Origin of the sequence: Polyangium sorediatum, from assembly GCF_029946465.1 — a bacterium.
Lineage (GTDB): Bacteria > Myxococcota_A > Polyangia > Polyangiales > Polyangiaceae > Polyangium > Polyangium fumosum.
Genome location: NZ_JARZHI010000029.1, coordinates 36,150 through 53,558, shown reverse-complemented (window position 1 = coordinate 53,558; position 17,409 = coordinate 36,150). Strand labels below are relative to the sequence as shown.

Annotated in this window: 3 protein-coding genes; all 3 read left to right on the top strand. The window is 67.9% G+C overall.

Translation table 11 applies throughout. The features are described 5' to 3' along the window. The first annotated feature begins 5 nt into the window (after positions 1-5). Positions 6-2,108 (top strand): RiPP maturation radical SAM C-methyltransferase, encoded by a 2,103-nt coding sequence (locus tag QHF89_RS28060; protein ID WP_284721019.1) that lies wholly within the window; start codon positions 6-8, stop codon positions 2,106-2,108. 81 nt (positions 2,109-2,189) lie between these two features. Beyond that, on the top strand, positions 2,190-13,190 hold the full coding sequence (locus tag QHF89_RS28055) for a non-ribosomal peptide synthetase (RefSeq protein ID WP_136970797.1): 11,001 nt from the start codon (positions 2,190-2,192) through the stop codon (positions 13,188-13,190). Then, on the top strand, positions 13,187-17,392 hold the full coding sequence (locus tag QHF89_RS28050; protein WP_136970796.1) for a non-ribosomal peptide synthetase: 4,206 nt from the start codon (positions 13,187-13,189) through the stop codon (positions 17,390-17,392). The genes QHF89_RS28055 and QHF89_RS28050 overlap by 4 nt, the downstream gene beginning before the upstream one ends. Positions 17,393-17,409 lie beyond the last annotated feature (17 nt).

Below are 17,409 nucleotides of genomic sequence, written 5' to 3'. Positions count from 1 at the left end.
TGCACGTGAAGCAGAGGGGAGGGAACGAGAAGATGTACGAGATCAAGCTGGTCAACATGCCCTTTGCGGCGGAGCACCTGCCGTCGCTCGCGCTCACCCAGCTTCGAGCGGTGGTGAAAAGCGAGCTCGGCGAACGTGTCTCGGTGGAGAACTGCTATCTGAACCTCGACGTCGCCCGGCACATCGGCTCGATCTATCACGAGATCGAGGACTCGATGGTGCACCTTCACACGGGGCTCGGCGACTGGCTCTTCCGCGGAATGGCGTTTCCCGAGGTGGACGACAACGCGGACGCGTATTTTTCCCGTTGCTACCCGCACCGCACGCCGGAGCGGAGCGCGCTCATGGCGCAGGTCGTGCCCATGCGCAAGGAGCTGGACCGCCTCCTGGATGAGCTGCTCGAGCAGTATCGGCTCCACGAGGCGGACCTCATTGGCTTCAGCTCGATCTTCATCCAGAACGTGGCGAGCCTGGCGATGGCGCGAAAGATCAAGGCCCGCGCGCCCCACGTGATCACCGTGATGGGCGGCCCGAACTGCGAATATCCGATGGGGGCCGTGCTCGTCGAACAGGCGCCCCAGATCGACTTTGCCTTCTCCGGCCCGGCGCTCAAGAGCTTTCCGCAATTCGTGAAATACATCCTGGATGGGGAGCCGGAGCGCTGCCAGGAGATCAGCGGCGTCATCTCCCGCAAGAACCTGGACCTGTTCGTCGCCAAGGAGAAGAACCTCGTCCTTGCCAAGAGCCTGGTCAAGGTAGGCTCCTACTTCCCCTCCAAGCGGGTGAAGGTCCTCGAGGACGGTGACGTGGACGTGGCCTCGGCCGCGGTCACGCACGCGGGCAGTGACCGCCCTGTTCTGCAGCAGGTGGGCGAGGAGCTGCCCCTCGATTACCCGATCGAGCTGGATTACGATGCCTACCTCGACGAGTTCGAGCGCAAATTGCCGGACGCGCCCGCGAAACCGACGCTGCTCCTGGAGACGTCGCGCGGCTGCTGGTGGGGCGAGCGCTCGCATTGCACCTTCTGCGGCCTGAACGACCTCACCCTGGGCTACCGGGCGATGACGGTGGACCGGGCGGTTGCCGAGTTCGACAAATTGTTCCGGTATGAAGGCCGGGCGTCGCGCCTCCTGACCGTGGATGTCATCATTCCCAAGGAATTCATCAGCGACGTGCTGCCGCGCCTGAAGACGCCACCGTCCATGGAGATCTTCTACGAGGTCAAGTCCAGCATCTCGGAAGAGGACGTCCAGAGGTTCGCGAATGCGCGGGTGAAGGTCATCCAGCCCGGGGTGGAGGCGCTCGCCACTTCGACGTTGAGGCTGCTCAAGAAAGGCGCCACCGCTTTCCAGAGCATCGCGCTGCTCAAGAACTGCACGCTGCATGATGTCATCGCAAGCTGGAACCTGCTGATCGGCGTGCCGGGGGAAAAGGAGGAAGTCTACCGGAAGTATGCCGCATGCATTCCGCTCCTGATGCACCTGCCGCCCCCCTCCGATGCCTTGCAGGTTCGCTTCGACCGCTTCAGCCCCTATTTCAACTACGCGAAGGACTACGGCCTGAAGCTCGCACCGATGGATCATTACGGGATGATTTACCCGTTCGATCCGAGCAAGATCGTGGACATGGCTTATTTCTTCCGGGATGAGAACTACGAATCGGAATATTTCGTCTATCTGGCGAAATGGTTCAGCGAGATGCGTAGCCTCATCGCGGTCTGGCAGCAGCGCTGGCCGATCACCGACCCGAAGGCCCGGGCGGAGCTCTATGTCCGGAAGGAGGGCGAGGATCTCGTGATCCGCGACTCGCGCTCCGGCCATACCGCGGAGTATCCGATCACGCGCACGACCTGGGCCGTGCTGCGGGAGCTGGAGAAGCCGATGAGCGCGGATCGGGTGGCGGACCTGCTCCGTAAGACGATGCCCGAGCTCGACATCGGCCAGGAGATTGCCTTTATGACGAGCAAGGGGCTGCTCTTCGAAGAGGACGGTCGTTATCTGAGCCTGGTCCTGCCCTGCCGACCGCCGTATGAGCCGGAGGCCGACGTGCGTCGCATGGATATGAGCCGTTCGGATACGAGCCAGGCCAGGACCGTTCTGGTCTTGTAGGGCACGGGCGAAAAGGCGTGTGAGCACGGCGGTGGACCGCCGCGCGGACCTGGGAGCGGGGGCAGCGGAGAAAAGCGAGCTTTGACGAGCATCGAGCAACTTCTGGCGGACGTTTACGCAAAGGGCGTGCGGTTCTGGGTCGAGGAGGATCGCCTCCGCTGGAAGGCCCCGCAGGGCGTCGTCACGCCCGGGCTGCGCGAGGAGCTCTCGCGGCGCAAGCCTGAGATTCTCGCGTTCCTACGGAAGGCGCCGGCGGAGCACGGAAATACGCTCCCTCTCGCGCGCGCATCGCGGGACGCAGATCTGCCGCTCTCCTTCGCCCAGCAGCGGCTCTGGTTCCTCGATCAGATGGGCAGCGGCACGGCCTACAACATGCCGAGCGCGATCCGGCTGCGCGGCGCGCTCGACGTGGAGGCGCTTTCGAGGAGCCTCAGCGAAATCGTGCGCCGCCACGAGAGCCTGCGCACGACGTTCGCCGTGCAGGGCGACGACGCCCGCCAGGTGATCCACGATCCCGTGCCTGTCGCGCTGCCTGTCATCGATCTCCGCGACCTGCCGCCGGAGCAGCAGGAGAGCGCGGCGCGCAGGGTCGTGCAGGAGGAGGCCGGGCGTCATTTCGATCTCTCGTGCGATCCAATGGTCCGCGCCGCGCTCGTCGCGCTCGGCGAGCCCTGTGCGCCTGCGCGTGATCACCTCCTTTTGCTCACGATGCACCATATCGCGTCGGACGGCTGGTCCGTGGGCGTGCTGGTGCACGAGCTCTCGACCCTGTACGGCGCGTTCGCCGAGGGGCGTCCATCGCCGCTGCCCGAGCTGCCGATTCAATACGCTGATTTTGCCGTATGGCAGCGGCGTTTGCTCGGAGGTCAGTTCCTCGCCGCTCAGATCGCCTACTGGAAGCGCGCGCTCGCCGGCGCTCCGGTGCTCCTCGCTTTGCCCACGGACAGGCCGCGCCCCAGGGGCGCGACGTTTCAGGGCATCACCACGCGCTTCGAGGTACCCACCGAGGTCGTGGCCGGTGTGCGCGCGGTCGGGCAGGGCGAGGGCGCGACGCTCTTCATGACCCTGCTCGCCGCGTTCCAGGTGCTGCTGTCACGGTGGAGCGGCCAGGACGACTTCATCGTCGGCGCCCCGATCGCGAATCGCCACCACCACGAGCTCGAGCCGCTCATCGGGTTCTTCGTCAACACGCTCGCGCTGCGGGCCGAACTCGCCGACAACCCCACCTTCCTGAAGCTCCTCGGCCGGGTGCGAAAGACGACCCAGGAGGCGTATGCCCACCAGGACATGCCGTTCGAACGCCTCGTCGAGGAGCTCTCGCCGGAGCGCAACCCGGCCGTGAATCCGCTCGTCCAGGTGGCCCTGGCGCTGCACAACACGCCGGAGGATGCAATCCACCTGCCGGGGCTCGAGACCAGCTTCCTGGACGGCGAGAACCGGCTCGTGCGCCTCGACATGGAGCTGCACTTCTGGGAGCGGAACGGGACGCTCGACGGCCATTGGGTCGCCAACACCGACCTCTTCGACGCCGCGACGGTCGAGCGGATGATCGGCCATTACCAGACGCTGCTCGCCGGCATCGGGGCCGCGCCGCACGCGCGTGTCGGGGACCTGCCCCTCGTCACCACGATCGAGCGGGACCGCATCCTTTCCCATGGTCATGGCCCCACGGTCCAAGTCCCGTACGAGGGCGGCGTCCACCGCTTCTTCGAGGCGCATGCCGAGCGCGCCCCCGACGCGATGGCGCTGCTCTTCGACGACGGCAGAGAGGTCTCGACGCTGACGTACGGCGCGCTGAACGAGCGCGCCAACCAGCTCGCGCACCACCTGCAATCGATCGGCGTCGGCCCCGAGACGATCGTCGGGCTCTGCCTTCCGCGCTCGCTCGACCTGGTCGTCGGCCTCCTCGGTATTCTCAAGGCAGGCGGCGCCTATCTCCCGCTCGATCCGGAGTACCCGCGAAAGCGCCTCGATTTCATGATCGAGGACGCGCGGCCCTCCGTCCTGCTCACCGAGGCGCGGCTCGCCGAGGGGTTTGGCCGTCCGGGCCTCCGGATCGTTGGCGTGGATCGGGACGCCGCCGCCATTGCCACCGCGAGCCGCGAGAACCCCCGGAGCGAGGTGGGGCCCGAGCGCCTCGCCTATGTCATCTATACCTCGGGCTCCACCGGTCGGCCCAAAGGCGTGCTCCTCGAGCACGGCGGTCTGTGCAATGTCACCGAGGCGCAGGCGCAGATGTTCGAGCTCGGGCCGGGCGACCGCATGCTGCAGTTTGCCTCCCTGTGCTTCGACGCCGCCACCTTCGAGATCTGGATGGCCCTGCGCGTCGGGGCCACGCTCTGCCTCGGCACACGCGACGTGCTGGCGCCCGGCGAGCCGCTCCAGCGATATCTCGAGCGCCATTGCGTCTCCGCGGTGACGCTCACGCCCTCCTCGCTCGCGGCCGTCCCCCCCGCGAAGCTGCCCCATCTGCGGCTCATCACCGTGGCGGGCGAGGCCTGCCCCGCGGAGCTCGTGCTGTCGCGGGCGCCGGGCCGCCGTTTCTTCAACCTCTATGGCCCCACGGAGGCGACGATATGGTCGACCGCGATGCGGTGCACACCGCAGGCGGGCGCGCCGCCCATCGGCCGTCCCATCGCCAACACCCAGGCCTACGTGCTCGATCGCAGTGGCAGCCTGGCGCCGATCGGCGTGCCGGGAGAGCTTTGCCTCGGCGGCATCGGCGTCGCGCGCGGCTACCTGAACCGGCCCGAGCTCACGGACGAGCGTTTCATCCGGAATCCGTTCGGCAAGGGCAGGCTCTACCGGACTGGCGATAGGGCTCGCTTGCGCCCGGACGGTCAGCTCGAATTTCTCGGCCGCGCCGATCAACAGGTCAAGATGCGCGGCTTCCGTATCGAGCTCGGCGAGATCGAGGCGGCGATCACCGAGCACCCCGCGGTGCGGGAGGCGGCGGTCGTCGCGCGGGAGGACAGCATCGGCGAGGCGCGGCTCGTCGCTTATGTCGTGCCGGAGGCCGGCGACGAGGTGGCGCAGGCCGAGCACGTCGAGCAATGGCAGCGCTTGTACGAGGAAACCTACGGCGAGGAGCCTGCCTTTGCCGACCTGACCTTCAACATCACCGGCTGGAACTCGAGCTACACCGGGGCGCCCATCCCCGCGGCCGAGATGGCCGAGTGGGTGGAAGCCACCGTTGCCGAGGTGCGCGCGCAAAAGCCCGCGCGCGTGCTCGAGATTGGCTGCGGCTCCGGCCTGCTCCTCGCCCGCCTCGCCCCGGATTGCGAGAGCTACTGGGGCACCGATCACGCCGGCAAGGCCCTCGCCCACGTCCGGCGGATGCAAGACGTCCAGGGAGGCCTGTCCCGCGTGACCCTCCTGCAGCGCATGGCCGACGATTTCACGGGTATCCCCTCGTGCTCGTTCGACCTCGTGTTGTGTAATTCGGTGGCGCAGTATTTCCCCAGCGCCGACTACCTGCTCCGCGTCATCGAGGGCGCGCTCGGGGCCGTGAAGCCCGGCGGCGCCATCTACCTCGGCGACATTCGTGACCTCACCCTGCTCTGGGCCTACCACGTCTCCGTGCAGCTCTCGCGGGCGCCGGACGGCATGGGGCGCGGGGAGCTTGCCGCCCTCGTGGAGCATCGGCTCCTCGACGAGGAGGAGCTGCTCGTCGATCCGGCCTTCTTCCACGCGCTCCGCGGCCAATTTCCCAAGATCGAGGACGTCGAGATCCGGCTGAAGCGCGGGCACCATCACAACGAGCTCACCCGCTTCCGGTACCAGGTGATCCTGCGCATCGCGGAGGACGGGGCCGCTGCCGGGCGCGCGGGCCGACCCAACCCGACGCGCTTCGAGGACTGGCAAAGGGAGGACTGGACGATCGAGGGCCTCCGGCAATGGCTCGTGCAGACGGGGCCGACCTGCGTCGGCCTCACCAACGTGCCCGACGCCCGCCTGCGGGACGAGGCCTGCGCCATCGAATGGCTTTCGGGCGCGCACGACCAGCGCGTGGCGGATCTCCGCCGAGCGCTCGCGGAGGCGCCGCCGGGCGTCGATCCGGAGGCGCTCTGGGCGCTCGGTGACGAATTGCCTTATGCGGTGCACGTCACCCGGCCGAGCGCGGGCGAGCCCGGCACCATGGAGGTCATCCTGCGTCGCCACGGCGCGAGCGGAGCGGTCCAGAAAGCCGCAGAGACGCCGCAGCCCCGTCCTCGGCCCTGGCCGACCTATGCCAACAACCCCCTCCTCGGCAAGCAGCACCGCCGCGTCGTGCCGGTGCTGCGCGAGGCGCTCGCGGCGAAGCTGCCCGATTACATGATCCCCGCGACCTGGGTGACGCTGGGCGCGCTGCCCCTGTCGCCGAGCGGCAAGATCGACCGCAAGGCGCTGCCTTCGCCGGTGCCGCGGCGGGACGCGTCTGCGGCGGGCTACGCGCCTCCCCACACGGGGGGTGAGGAGACCGTCGCGCGCATCTGGGCCGACGTGCTCAAGGTCGATCGGGTCGGCGTCCACGATAACTTCTTCGATCTGGGCGGTCATTCGCTGCTCGCGACCCAGGTCGTGTCGCGCATCCGAAGCGCTTTCGGTGGGGAGCTGCCCCTCCAGGTGTTCTTCGCGAAGCCCACCGTCGCCGAACAGGCTTTGCACCTCGCGCCGTACGGCAAGGACGCCGCAGCGGGCGCGATCCGGCCCGAGCCCCGTGAGGGCCCGATTCCGCTCTCGTTCGCCCAGGAGCGGCTGTGGTTTCTGGATCAATGGGGGACCGGCGCTGCTTACAACGTCTTCGGCGCGCTGAGAATGAAGGGCGACCTCGGCGTCGAGGCGCTCGAGCGTGCGCTCGGCGAGATCGTCCGGCGCCACGAGAGCCTGCGAACGACCTTCGTCATGGAAGGCGAAGCGCCGCGCCAGATCATCCACCCCGCGCCGGCGCTTTCGCTGCCGCCCGTCGATCGGACCCACATCCCGGACGAGCAGCGCGATGCCGAGGTGGAGCATCTCGCGCAGATCGAGGCGCGAAGGACGTTCGATCTCGCGACCGAGCCCATGCTGCGCGCCTCGCTGCACCGATTCTCGGCTACGGATCACGTGCTCTTCGTGAACATGCATCATATCGCCGCCGACGGGTGGTCGATCGGCGTGCTCACGCGCGAGCTCCGGGCGCTCTACGCCGCCTTCCTGCGCGGTGAGCCCTCGCCGTTGCCCGAGCTTGCCATCCAGTATGCCGATTTCGCCCGCTGGCAGCGCCGCTGGCTCGAGGGCGACGCGCGAGGTGCGCAGCTCGCGTACTGGAAGAAGAAGCTCGCGGACGCCCCTGTCCTCCACGGACTGCCCACCGATCGGCCCCGCCCCCCGGTGCAGCGCTACCAAGGGAGCATGGTTGCGTTCCGCATCGAGCCCGAGCTCACCCTGCGCCTCAAGCAGCTCGGCCGGAATGCGGGCGCGACGCTCTTCATGACCCTGCTCGCGGCGTTCCAGGTTCTGCTCGCGCGCCTCTCTGGTCAACCGGACGTGGTGGTGGGCGCGCCGATCGCGGGCCGCAATCGGGAGGAGATCGAGCCGCTCATCGGGTTCTTCGTGAATACCCTGGCGCTCCGTTCGAACCTCGCGCAAGAGCCCACCTTCCTTGAATTCCTTGCGCAGGTGCGCAGGACGGCGGAGGAAGCATTCAATCACCAGGATCTGCCCTTCGAGCGGCTGGTCGAGGCGCTCTCGCCGGAGCGGCACGCCAATCACAGCCCGCTCGTGCAGATCACGTTCGCCCTGCAGAACGTGCCGGACGTGGAGTTTGCCCTGCCAGGCCTCGCCGTCACGCCGGTGGACGTGGACCTGCACCTCACGCGGACGGATATGGAGCTGCACGTGACGGAGCTCGAAGGCGGGCTCACCGGCCACTGGCTCTATGACACCGACCTCTTCGACGAGGCCACCATCCGGCGCTGGAGTGGCCATTTCCAGGCCCTGCTCGGCGCCATCGTGGAGCAGCCCGAGGAGCGGGTGGGTCGGCTCCCGCTCCTCACGGAGGCGGAGCGACGCCGCATCCTGGTCGAATGGAACGACACCGCGACGGAGTATCCCGCGGACAGGTGCATTCACGAGCTGTTCGAGGAGCAAGTTGGAAGGACCCCGGACGCCGTGGCCGTCGAATACGGTGGTTCGTCGCTCACGTACGCCGAGCTCGACACACGGGCCAACCGGCTGGCCCATCACCTTCGCAAGCACGGCGTCGGCCCCGATGTGCTCGTGGGGCTATGCGCGCAGCGGTCTCTCGAAATGGTGATCGGGATGCTTGCGATCCTGAAGGCGGGCGGTGCCTATGTGCCGCTGGATCCGTCCTACCCTGCCGAGCGCCTCGCGTTCATGCGGGAGGACGCCCGGACGCCTGTCGTCGTTCACGCGCATGTCGCCGATCGCTTGCAGACGCGCAGCGAGAGCTTCATCGCGCTCGACCTCGATGACGAGCCGTGGGCGACCGAGCCGAAGACTCCACCCGAGAGTGGCGCTCGCTCCGAGCACCCAGCTTATGTGATCTACACGTCGGGCTCGACGGGGCGACCCAAGGGGGTGGTGCTCACCCATCGCGGGCTTGTGAATCACATGGCGTGGATGATTCGCGACCTCCATTTCACGCCGACGGATCGTGTCCTCCAGAGGACGCCGATCAGCTTCGATGCGTCCGTCTGGGAGTTCTGGGCTCCCTGGCTCGTGGGTGGATGCCTCGTCATCGCGGGGCCCGAAGCGCACAGGGATCCAGAGGAGTTGATGAAGCTCGTCGAGGAGAGGCGCGTCACGGTGATGCAATGCGTCCCTTCGCTCCTTTCGGCGATGCTGAGTGGCCACGGTGCGCGGCGTCCCGCGACCCTTCGGCTGATATGCTCGGGAGGCGAGCCGCTCACGGCATCGCTGTACCACGGGCTCATTCGGTGGGCCGGCTGCCCGGTCTGGAACCTTTATGGACCGACGGAGACGACGATCGACGCCACCACCTGGGTAGGCCATGAGGATATCTCGGCGCCCGTTGCGCCGATCGGTCGGCCCGTCGCCAATACCCGGGTCTACGTCCTCGATCGATACCTGACGCCTGCGCCCATCGGCGTGGCTGGCGAGCTGTACGTCGGCGGCGTGCAGCTCGCTCGCGGCTACTTGAACCGGCCGGAGCTGTCGGCGGAGAGGTTCGTCGAGGATCCTTTCGCGCCCGGCGAGCGCCTCTACAGGACGGGTGATCTTGCGCGCTTTTTGCCCGATGGCAATCTTGAATTTTGGGGGCGCATCGATCATCAAGTCAAGATCCGGGGTTTCCGGGTCGAGCTCGGCGAGATCGAAGCGTCCTTGTTATCTCACCCGTCGGTCCGCGCGTGCGCCGTCCTCCTGCGCGAGGACGCGCCGGGGGACCAGCGACTCGTGGCGTACGTGGTGACGGACGATGAGCGTTGCACGCGGACCGCGCTGCGCGAGCACCTCCGCGCGACATTGCCCGAGTACATGACTCCGTCCGCTTTCGTCCTGCTCGATGCAATGCCTCTTGCGCCCAACGGCAAGGTGGATCGCAATGCGCTGCGTGCACCCGTGCAGGAGCCATCGGACTCTGCTCGTATCGCCCCGACCACGCCCACCGGACGTGTGCTCGTGAGCTTGTGGCAGGAGATCCTTCGCGTGAAAGGTATCCGTCCGACGGACGATTTTTTTGCCCTCGGCGGGCATTCGCTCCTCGCGGTGCGCCTCCTCGCCGCAATGAAATCGGCGCTGGGGTATGCGCCCGGGGTGGCCACCTTCTTCCAGAATCCGACCCTCGAGGCGCTGGCCGCCCTGGTCGATGGCACGAGGGAGCGGCCCCCGCCCGCCGTCGATCTGCGCCCCCGCCTGCGTGCGGAAGGGGAAGCAGCGTATCCCGGCCTCTCTAGCACCGAGCGACGCCTGTGGTTTCTGGAGCGCCTCCACGCCGAGGCGCGCTCGTATCAAGTGCCCGGCGCCTTGCACATCGCGGGCCCGCTCGACGTTGCGGCGCTCCGCGCGAGCCTGTTCGCGCTGGCCGCGCGCCACGAGATCCTGCGCACCACCTATCCGGAGGTCGCAGGCGCCCCCGTTCGCGTGGTATCGGCGGAGCCCGCCCTATCGTTCCGCGTCGAGGACCTCTCCGCGCAGCCCGCCGAGGAGCACGAAGCCACGCTGCGCGCCATGGCCGCCGCCGAGGTCGGCGCGGCGTTCGATCTCGAGCGAGGCCCCCTGACGCGCGTTATCGTGGTCCGCGTGTCGGCGGAGGAGCACGTCCTCCTCGTGCACCAGCACCACATCATCACCGACGAGTGGTCGAGCGGCATCTTCCTGCGCGAATGGTCCTCGCTCTACGAGGCCCGCTGCCGCGGCGGGGAGGCGGCGCTGCCCCCGCTCCCGTTCCAGTACGCCGATCACGCGCGCGCCGAGCAGGAGGCGCTTGAAAATGGCGCATTCGAAGCGTCGCGTGCCTTTTGGAAGGCGCGGCTGTCCGGGATGCCGCGGCTCGACCTGCCCATTGTGCGCGCTGCGGCCCGTATGGAGCCGGGACCCGAGGCGCTTCTGTCGTTCCGCTTCGAGGCGGACGCGTCCCGCGCGTTGCGAGCGCTCGCCCGCGCTTCGGGCTGCACGCTCTTCATGGCCTGGTACGCCGCGCTCGCGGCGGTGCTCGCCCGCTATTCCGGGCAAGCCGATTTCGGGATCGGCGCCGTGGTCGCGAGCCGCGAGACCTCGGGCACCGGCGAACTCCTCGGGTTCTTCACCAACACCGTCGTCCTTCGTGCCGAGTTCGGCGACGATCCGACGTTCCGGGCGTGGCTCGCGCGCGCGCGTGCGACGGCGATCGAGGCGTACCGCCATCAAGCACTGCCCTTCGATGTCGTGGTGCAGGACATGGGCGCCGCGCGTCGCCCCGGGGAGAACCCCCTGTACGACGTCAGCTTCTTCGAGATCACCGACGAGGAGGGAATGGCCGAGGGCTGGTCGCCTCACCCCGCCGCGCTCCCCGAGGCCATCATGACGGCGAAGGACGCGCTGGGTGTCGTGGTCCATCACGACGTCGAGGGCACCAGCGTGACCCTCTCCTTCGACACCTCCCGCGTCGAGCGCGCCGCAGTCCAGCGCCTCTGGGGTCACCTCCATGCGCTCCTCCTCGACGCGATAGAGAACCCCGACAAGCGCATCTCGGAACTCCGCCTGCTGACGGAGGCAGAGCGGCATCAGATCGTGGTCGAATGGAACGATACGGCGGTCACCTATCCCCGGGATCTGTGCGTGCACCAGATGATCGAGGCGCAGGTCGAGCGCACGCCGGACGCGGTCGCCGTGGTCTTCGAGGACAGCACCCTCACGTATCGTCAGCTCGATATGCGGTCCAATCAGCTCGCGCATCATCTTCGAGCGCAGGGAGTCGGTCCGGAGACGTTGGTCGGCGTGTGCATGGAGCGCTCGCCGGATCTCGTGGTGGCGCTGTACGGCATCCTCAAGGCCGGCGGCGCCTACGTGCCACTGGAGCCGACGTATCCTTCCGAGCGGCTCGCGTTCATGCTGGAGGATGCCCGGGTCTCCATCCTGCTCACGCACGGTCGCCTGAGCGAAGTCCTGGGAGCCCACAGCGCACGAGCGATTCGCCTCGACGCGGACTGGGGAGACGTCGCGCGAATGAGCTCCGATGCGCCGCAATCCTTCGCTCGCCCGGAGAATGTGGCCTATACAATCTACACATCGGGATCGACAGGGCGGCCGAAGGGAGCGATGAACACCCACCTCGGCCTCGTCAATCGCCTGCTGTGGATGCAAGGTGCGTATCGATTGGGGCCGAGCGACGTCGTGCTGCAGAAGACCCCGATGAGCTTCGACGTCTCGGTGTGGGAATTCTTCCTGCCGCTCGTCGCAGGAGCGCAGCTCGCGCTGGCGCGACCTCGAGGCCACATGGATCCATCGTACTTGATCGATGCGATCCAGCGTCACGGCGTCACCATGGTGCACTTCGTGCCGCCCATGCTGCAGGCATTCCTTTCGGCGGCGGACGTGGAGCGTTGCGCGTCGCTGCGGTGGGTCATCGCGAGCGGGGAAGCCCTGCCGCTGGAGCTGGAGAGGCGGTTCTTCAAGAAGCTCGGGGCCGAGCTCCACAACCTGTACGGCCCGACCGAGGCGGCCATCGACGTGACCGCCTGGGCTTGTCGCGCGGAGAGCACGCTTCCCTTCGTGCCGCTCGGGCGTCCGATCGCCAATACGCAAATCTATGTACTGGATCGGTGCCTCGCTCCCGTCCCCGTGGGCGTGCCGGGCGAGCTGCACATCGGCGGTGTGCAGCTCGCGCGCGGCTACCTGAATCGGCCCGAGCTCACCGCCGAAAAGTTCATCGACAATCCCTTCATCCAGGGCGGGCGTCTGTACAAGACCGGCGATCTCGCTCGCTTCTTGCCCGACGGTAACCTCGAGTTTCTGGGCCGCATCGATGATCAGGTCAAGATTCGCGGCTCTCGCATCGAGCTCGGAGAAATCGAATCTGTGCTCGGGGAGCATTCCGAGGTTCGCGAGGCGGTCGTGGTCGCGCGGGAGGACGAGCCGGGCGACAGGCGGCTCGTGGCTTACGTCGTCCTTGCGCAGGCGGAGGCGCACGCGGAGGAGGCCGCGCTCGCGCGCATCCGACAGGCCCTCCGTGAGCGCCTGCCCGACTACATGATCCCGGCCGCCCTCGTGCCGCTCGGAGCGCTGCCCCTCTCCCCGAACGGCAAAGTGGATCGCAGGGCCTTGCCTGTGCCGGCCGCGTCGCGCGAGAGCCGGGGCGCCGAGCTCGCGCCGCCCCGCACGGCGACCGAGGAGAGGATCGCCAGGATCTTTTGCGAGGTCCTGAAGCTCGAGCGCGTGGGCGTCCATGACAGCTTCTTCGAACTCGGAGGCCACTCCCTGCTGGTGGTGCGCGTGGCGGCGCGCGTGCGCGCCGAGCTGGCGCTCGATCTACCCCTCCAGGTCCTCTTCGAGAGCCCGACCGTCGCAGCGCTCTCAATGCGGATCGACAACTACCAACTCGTACAATCCATGCAATCCTCGCCCGGCGCTCCGCTCGACGAGCAGGAGATCTTGCTATGAAGCCCGTCGACGTCCTCCTCGCCAATCTCGCCAGGGACGGCGTCCGCATCGCCCTCGAAGGCGATAACCTCCGCGTCACCCCCCGCTCGGCGCTCACGCCCGCGCTCGTGGAGGAGCTCAAGGCGCGGAAGAGCGACATCATGAGTTTCCTGCGCCGGGGCACTGCCGACGCCGCGCGCGCGATCCCGAGGGCGCCCCGGAGCGGCCTCTTGCCGCTCTCCCATGCGCAGGAGCGCCTGTGGTTCTTGAGCCGGCTCGAGGACGACAGCGCGACCTACAATATGTCGATGTGCCCGCGCCTGCTCGGCAAGCTCGACGCCGCGGCGCTGGAGCAGAGCCTCCAGGAAATCGTGCGGCGCCACGAGATCCTGCGTACGACCTTCGTCCTGATGGAGGGCGCGCCTCGGCAGAACATCGGCGCGCCGGCGTTCCGATTGCCCATCGTCGATCTCTCGGCGCTCTCGCCCGCGGATCGGGGAGCGGAAGTCGCGCGGCGGGTCAAAGAGGACGCGGCGCAGCGCTTTCGGCTCGACGAGGAGCCGCCCTTCCGGGCCACCCTGCTCCGGCTGGGCGAGGCGGAGCACGTGCTCCTCCTCAACATGCACCATATCGCCTCGGATGGCCTGTCCACAGCCGTCCTGATGCGCGAGTTCGGCGCGCTCTACGCCGCGTTCCGCGAGGGCAAGCCGTCGCCGCTCCCCGAGCTGTCCATCCAGTATGCCGATTACGCCGCCTGGCACCGCGCACACCTCTCGAGCGAGGTGATGGCGGACAAGCTCGCTCACTGGAAGCGCAAGCTCGAAGGGGCTCCGCCGCTCCTCTCGCTGCCGCAAGACCATCCGCGCCCTCCGCGAGCCGTGTTCGAGGGCGGATCCGCCGCGCGGCTGCTCTCCCGGCCGCTCTCCAGCGCGCTTCGGGCGCTCGGCCAGCAGCACGACGCCACGCTGTTCGTCACCCTTCTCGCCGCCTACCAGCTCCTCCTCTCCCGCTGGTCCGGCGAGCGCGACATCGTCGTGGGCACGCCCGTGGCCGGACGCTCCCACGTCGAGCTGGAGGGCCTGCTCGGCCCCTTCTTGAATTCCCTGGTGCTGCGCACGGACCTTTCCGGCGCTCCCACCTTCGCCGAGCTCCTCGGGCGGGTGCGGCGGGTCGCGCTGGACGCTTTTGCCCACCAGGACGTCCCCTTCGAGAAGATCGTCGCCGAGCTCTCGCCCGCGCGTCATTTGAACCATGGCCCGCTCTATCAGGTCATGTTCAACATGGTGCCGGCCGCGACGGGGACGCTCGAGCTGCCGGGGCTCCGGGTCGAGGAGAGCGTGGACCAGGGCGAGACCGAGGCGAAGCTCGACCTCACCCTTTACGCGGTCGACGTCGAGGACGGCGTCGTGCTGCGCACGGTCTACAACGCCGCTCTATTCTCGGCCCCGCGCATGGAGCACCTGCTCGACCAGTATGCGCACCTTCTCCAGCAGATCGTCGAGGATCCGAGCAGGCCCATCGACACCTATTCGCTGGTCACGCCGGCTGCCCGGGCGCTCTTGCCCGACATGAAGGTGACCTTGCCCCAGCCGAGCTACCCGCCCGTCCCCGTCGAGGTTGCGGCGTGGGCCGAGCGCACGCCGGATCAGATCGCGCTCATTCGCGGCACGGACACCTGGACCTACCGGGAGCTCGCCCAGAAGGCCGCTGGCATCTCGAGCGCATTGGTGGAGCTCGGCGTCCAGGCGGGCGACATCGTGGCCGTCTGGGGGGGCAAGAGCTTCGGCCTCGTCGCCAGCATGCTCGGCATTCTCGATGCCGGAGGCGCCTTCCTGCTCCTCGACCCGCGCCTGCCCCGGCCGCGGCTCGCCACCATGCTGGAAGAGTCGGGCGCGAAATACGCCATCTCCTTGACCAGGGACGACCGCGAGGCTGCCTGGCTCTCGGCCCGCCATCTCCGCGAGCTTTTGGTGCACCCGCGGCACGGCCTCGAGCGCCCCGACGGGCCCCGCCTGCCGCTCGGCGCGCGCCCGCCGTCGCCGGATACGCCCGCCTACGTCTTTTTTACCTCGGGCACCACCGGCGTGCCGAAGGGCGTGCTTGGCGTCCACAAGGGCCTCGCCCATTTCTTGAGCTGGGAGCGGAAGCAGTTCGGCGTCGGTCCGGGGGATCGCGTCGCGCAGCTCATTGCCCTGTCGTTCGACGCGGTGCTGCGCGACGTGTTCCTGCCGCTCACGAGCGGAGGATCGCTCGCGCTGCACACGGACGACGATATGGTGGACGGGCGCCGCCTCGCCGATTGGATCGAGCGCGACGGGATCACGTTCCTTCATACCGTGCCCTCCGTGGTCGAGACCTGGCTTGCGGACATCCCGGAGGGCCGCACGATGCCCAGCTTGCGGTGCGCCATCATCGCCGGCGAACCGCTCCGCGACAGCTTGATCCGCCGCTTCCGCGAGCGGTTCCCCCGCTGCCGCGTCGTGAACTTCTACGGGACCACGGAGACGACGATGTCCAAGTTCTTCTTCGACGTCCCGGATCCGCCTCTGCCCGGCGTCCAGCCCATCGGCTTCGCGCTGCCCGAGACCCACGGGCTCGTGTTGCGGGACGGCCGCCTGTGCGGCGTCGGTGAGGCCGGCGAGATCGTGATCCGCACCCCGTTCCGCACCAAGGGCTACCTCAACGGATCCGAGGCCGATCGCCGCCGCTTCGGCAAGAACCCCCACACGGACGATCCGGAGGATTTGCTCTATTTCACGGGCGACGTCGGCCGGTATCGCCCGGATGGGTCCATTTCGATCTTCGGCCGTGGGGACGAGCAGGTCAAGATCCGCGGCATCCGCGTCGAGCTTCGCGCCATCGAGGCCGTGCTCGCGCAGCACCCGGACATCGAGCGCGTCGCCGTCACGACCGTCGGCGAGGGCGCGCGGAAGCAGATCGTCGCGTACGTGGTCGGCCGCCGCAAGGAGGGCAGCCAGGTCGCGACGGCGCCCTCGGCGGCCACGCTCCGGCATTTCATGCAGGAGAAGGTCCCCGATTACATGATCCCCGCCACGTTCGTGGCGATGGAGACGTTGCCGCTGAACACGAGCGGGAAGATCGACCGCCGGGCGTTGCCGCAGCCGGACGAGAGGACCGCGCAGCGACGCCTGCACATCCCGCCCAGGAACGTCGACGAGCACAAGCTGCTCGAGATCTGGGAATCGGTCCTCGAGGTCGCGCCCATCAGCGTCCGGGATAATTTCTTCGAGCTCGGCGGGCACTCGCTGCTCGCGGTGCGGCTGATGGCGAAGGTCGAGGAGACGTTCGGGAAACACCTGCCGCTCAGCGCCGTCTTCCAGCACCCCACCGTGGAGGAGATGACGCAGCTCCTGCTTCGATCCGACGAGAGCGACCTCTGGGCGCCGCTCGTGCCCATCAAGCCGCGAGGCAGCCGTCGCCCGCTCTTCTGCATCCCCGGTCTCGGCGGCAATGTCGTCGCATTCCACGACCTCGCGCAATACCTCGGCTCCGATCAGCCGGTCTACGGCCTGCAAACCATGGGCCTCGACGGAATCACCGAGCCTTACACGACCATCGAGGAAGTCGTCACGCGGTACATCGCGGAGATCCGCGCTGTCGCGCCCCAGGGGCCTTATCGCATCTGCGGCCACTCCTGGGGGGGCCGGGTGGCCTTCGCGATGACGCAAGATCTCGTCCGCGCCGGCGAGAAGGTGAGCCTCTGGGTGTTCGACTCCAGCTCGCCCGACATGGCGGCCAATCCGCTGGTGAAGCCCTTCGAGGAGAAATTCGTCATTGCGGACCTCATCTTCGGCATTGGGGTCACCTTCGACGAGGATTTTTCCATCACCCCTGAGCTCCTCGAGCCGCTCCCGTCGGACGACCGGTTCGGTCTGCTCCGGAGTTGCCTCGAGAAGGTCGGCATTCTCGCGCCCGGGACGAGCCTCAAGCACGTGCGCGGATTGCTGAACGTCTTTCACGCCAACCGACAGATGAACTACGTCCCCCGGGACATCCTGCCCACGCCGTTCGTGTTCTTCGTGGCCGAGGACGAAGGCGAGGAGCTTGGCCGAAAGAAGATCGCGGGCTGGACGCAGCTCGTCCCCGTGACGGCCGTTCACGTGCCCGGCGCGCACGTCAATTTGATCGAAGAGCCGCACGTCCAGTCGATTGCGCGTCGGATGGCGGCAGATCTCGCCTCGCTGGACGCGGAAGACGCCTGAAGGCACAGGAGCGGTGG

Coding starts and splice junctions, on each gene's coding strand:
- QHF89_RS28050 (WP_136970796.1), top strand. CDS start 13,187: ATGAAGCCCGTCGACGTCCTCCTCGCCAATCTCGCCAGGGACGGCGTC.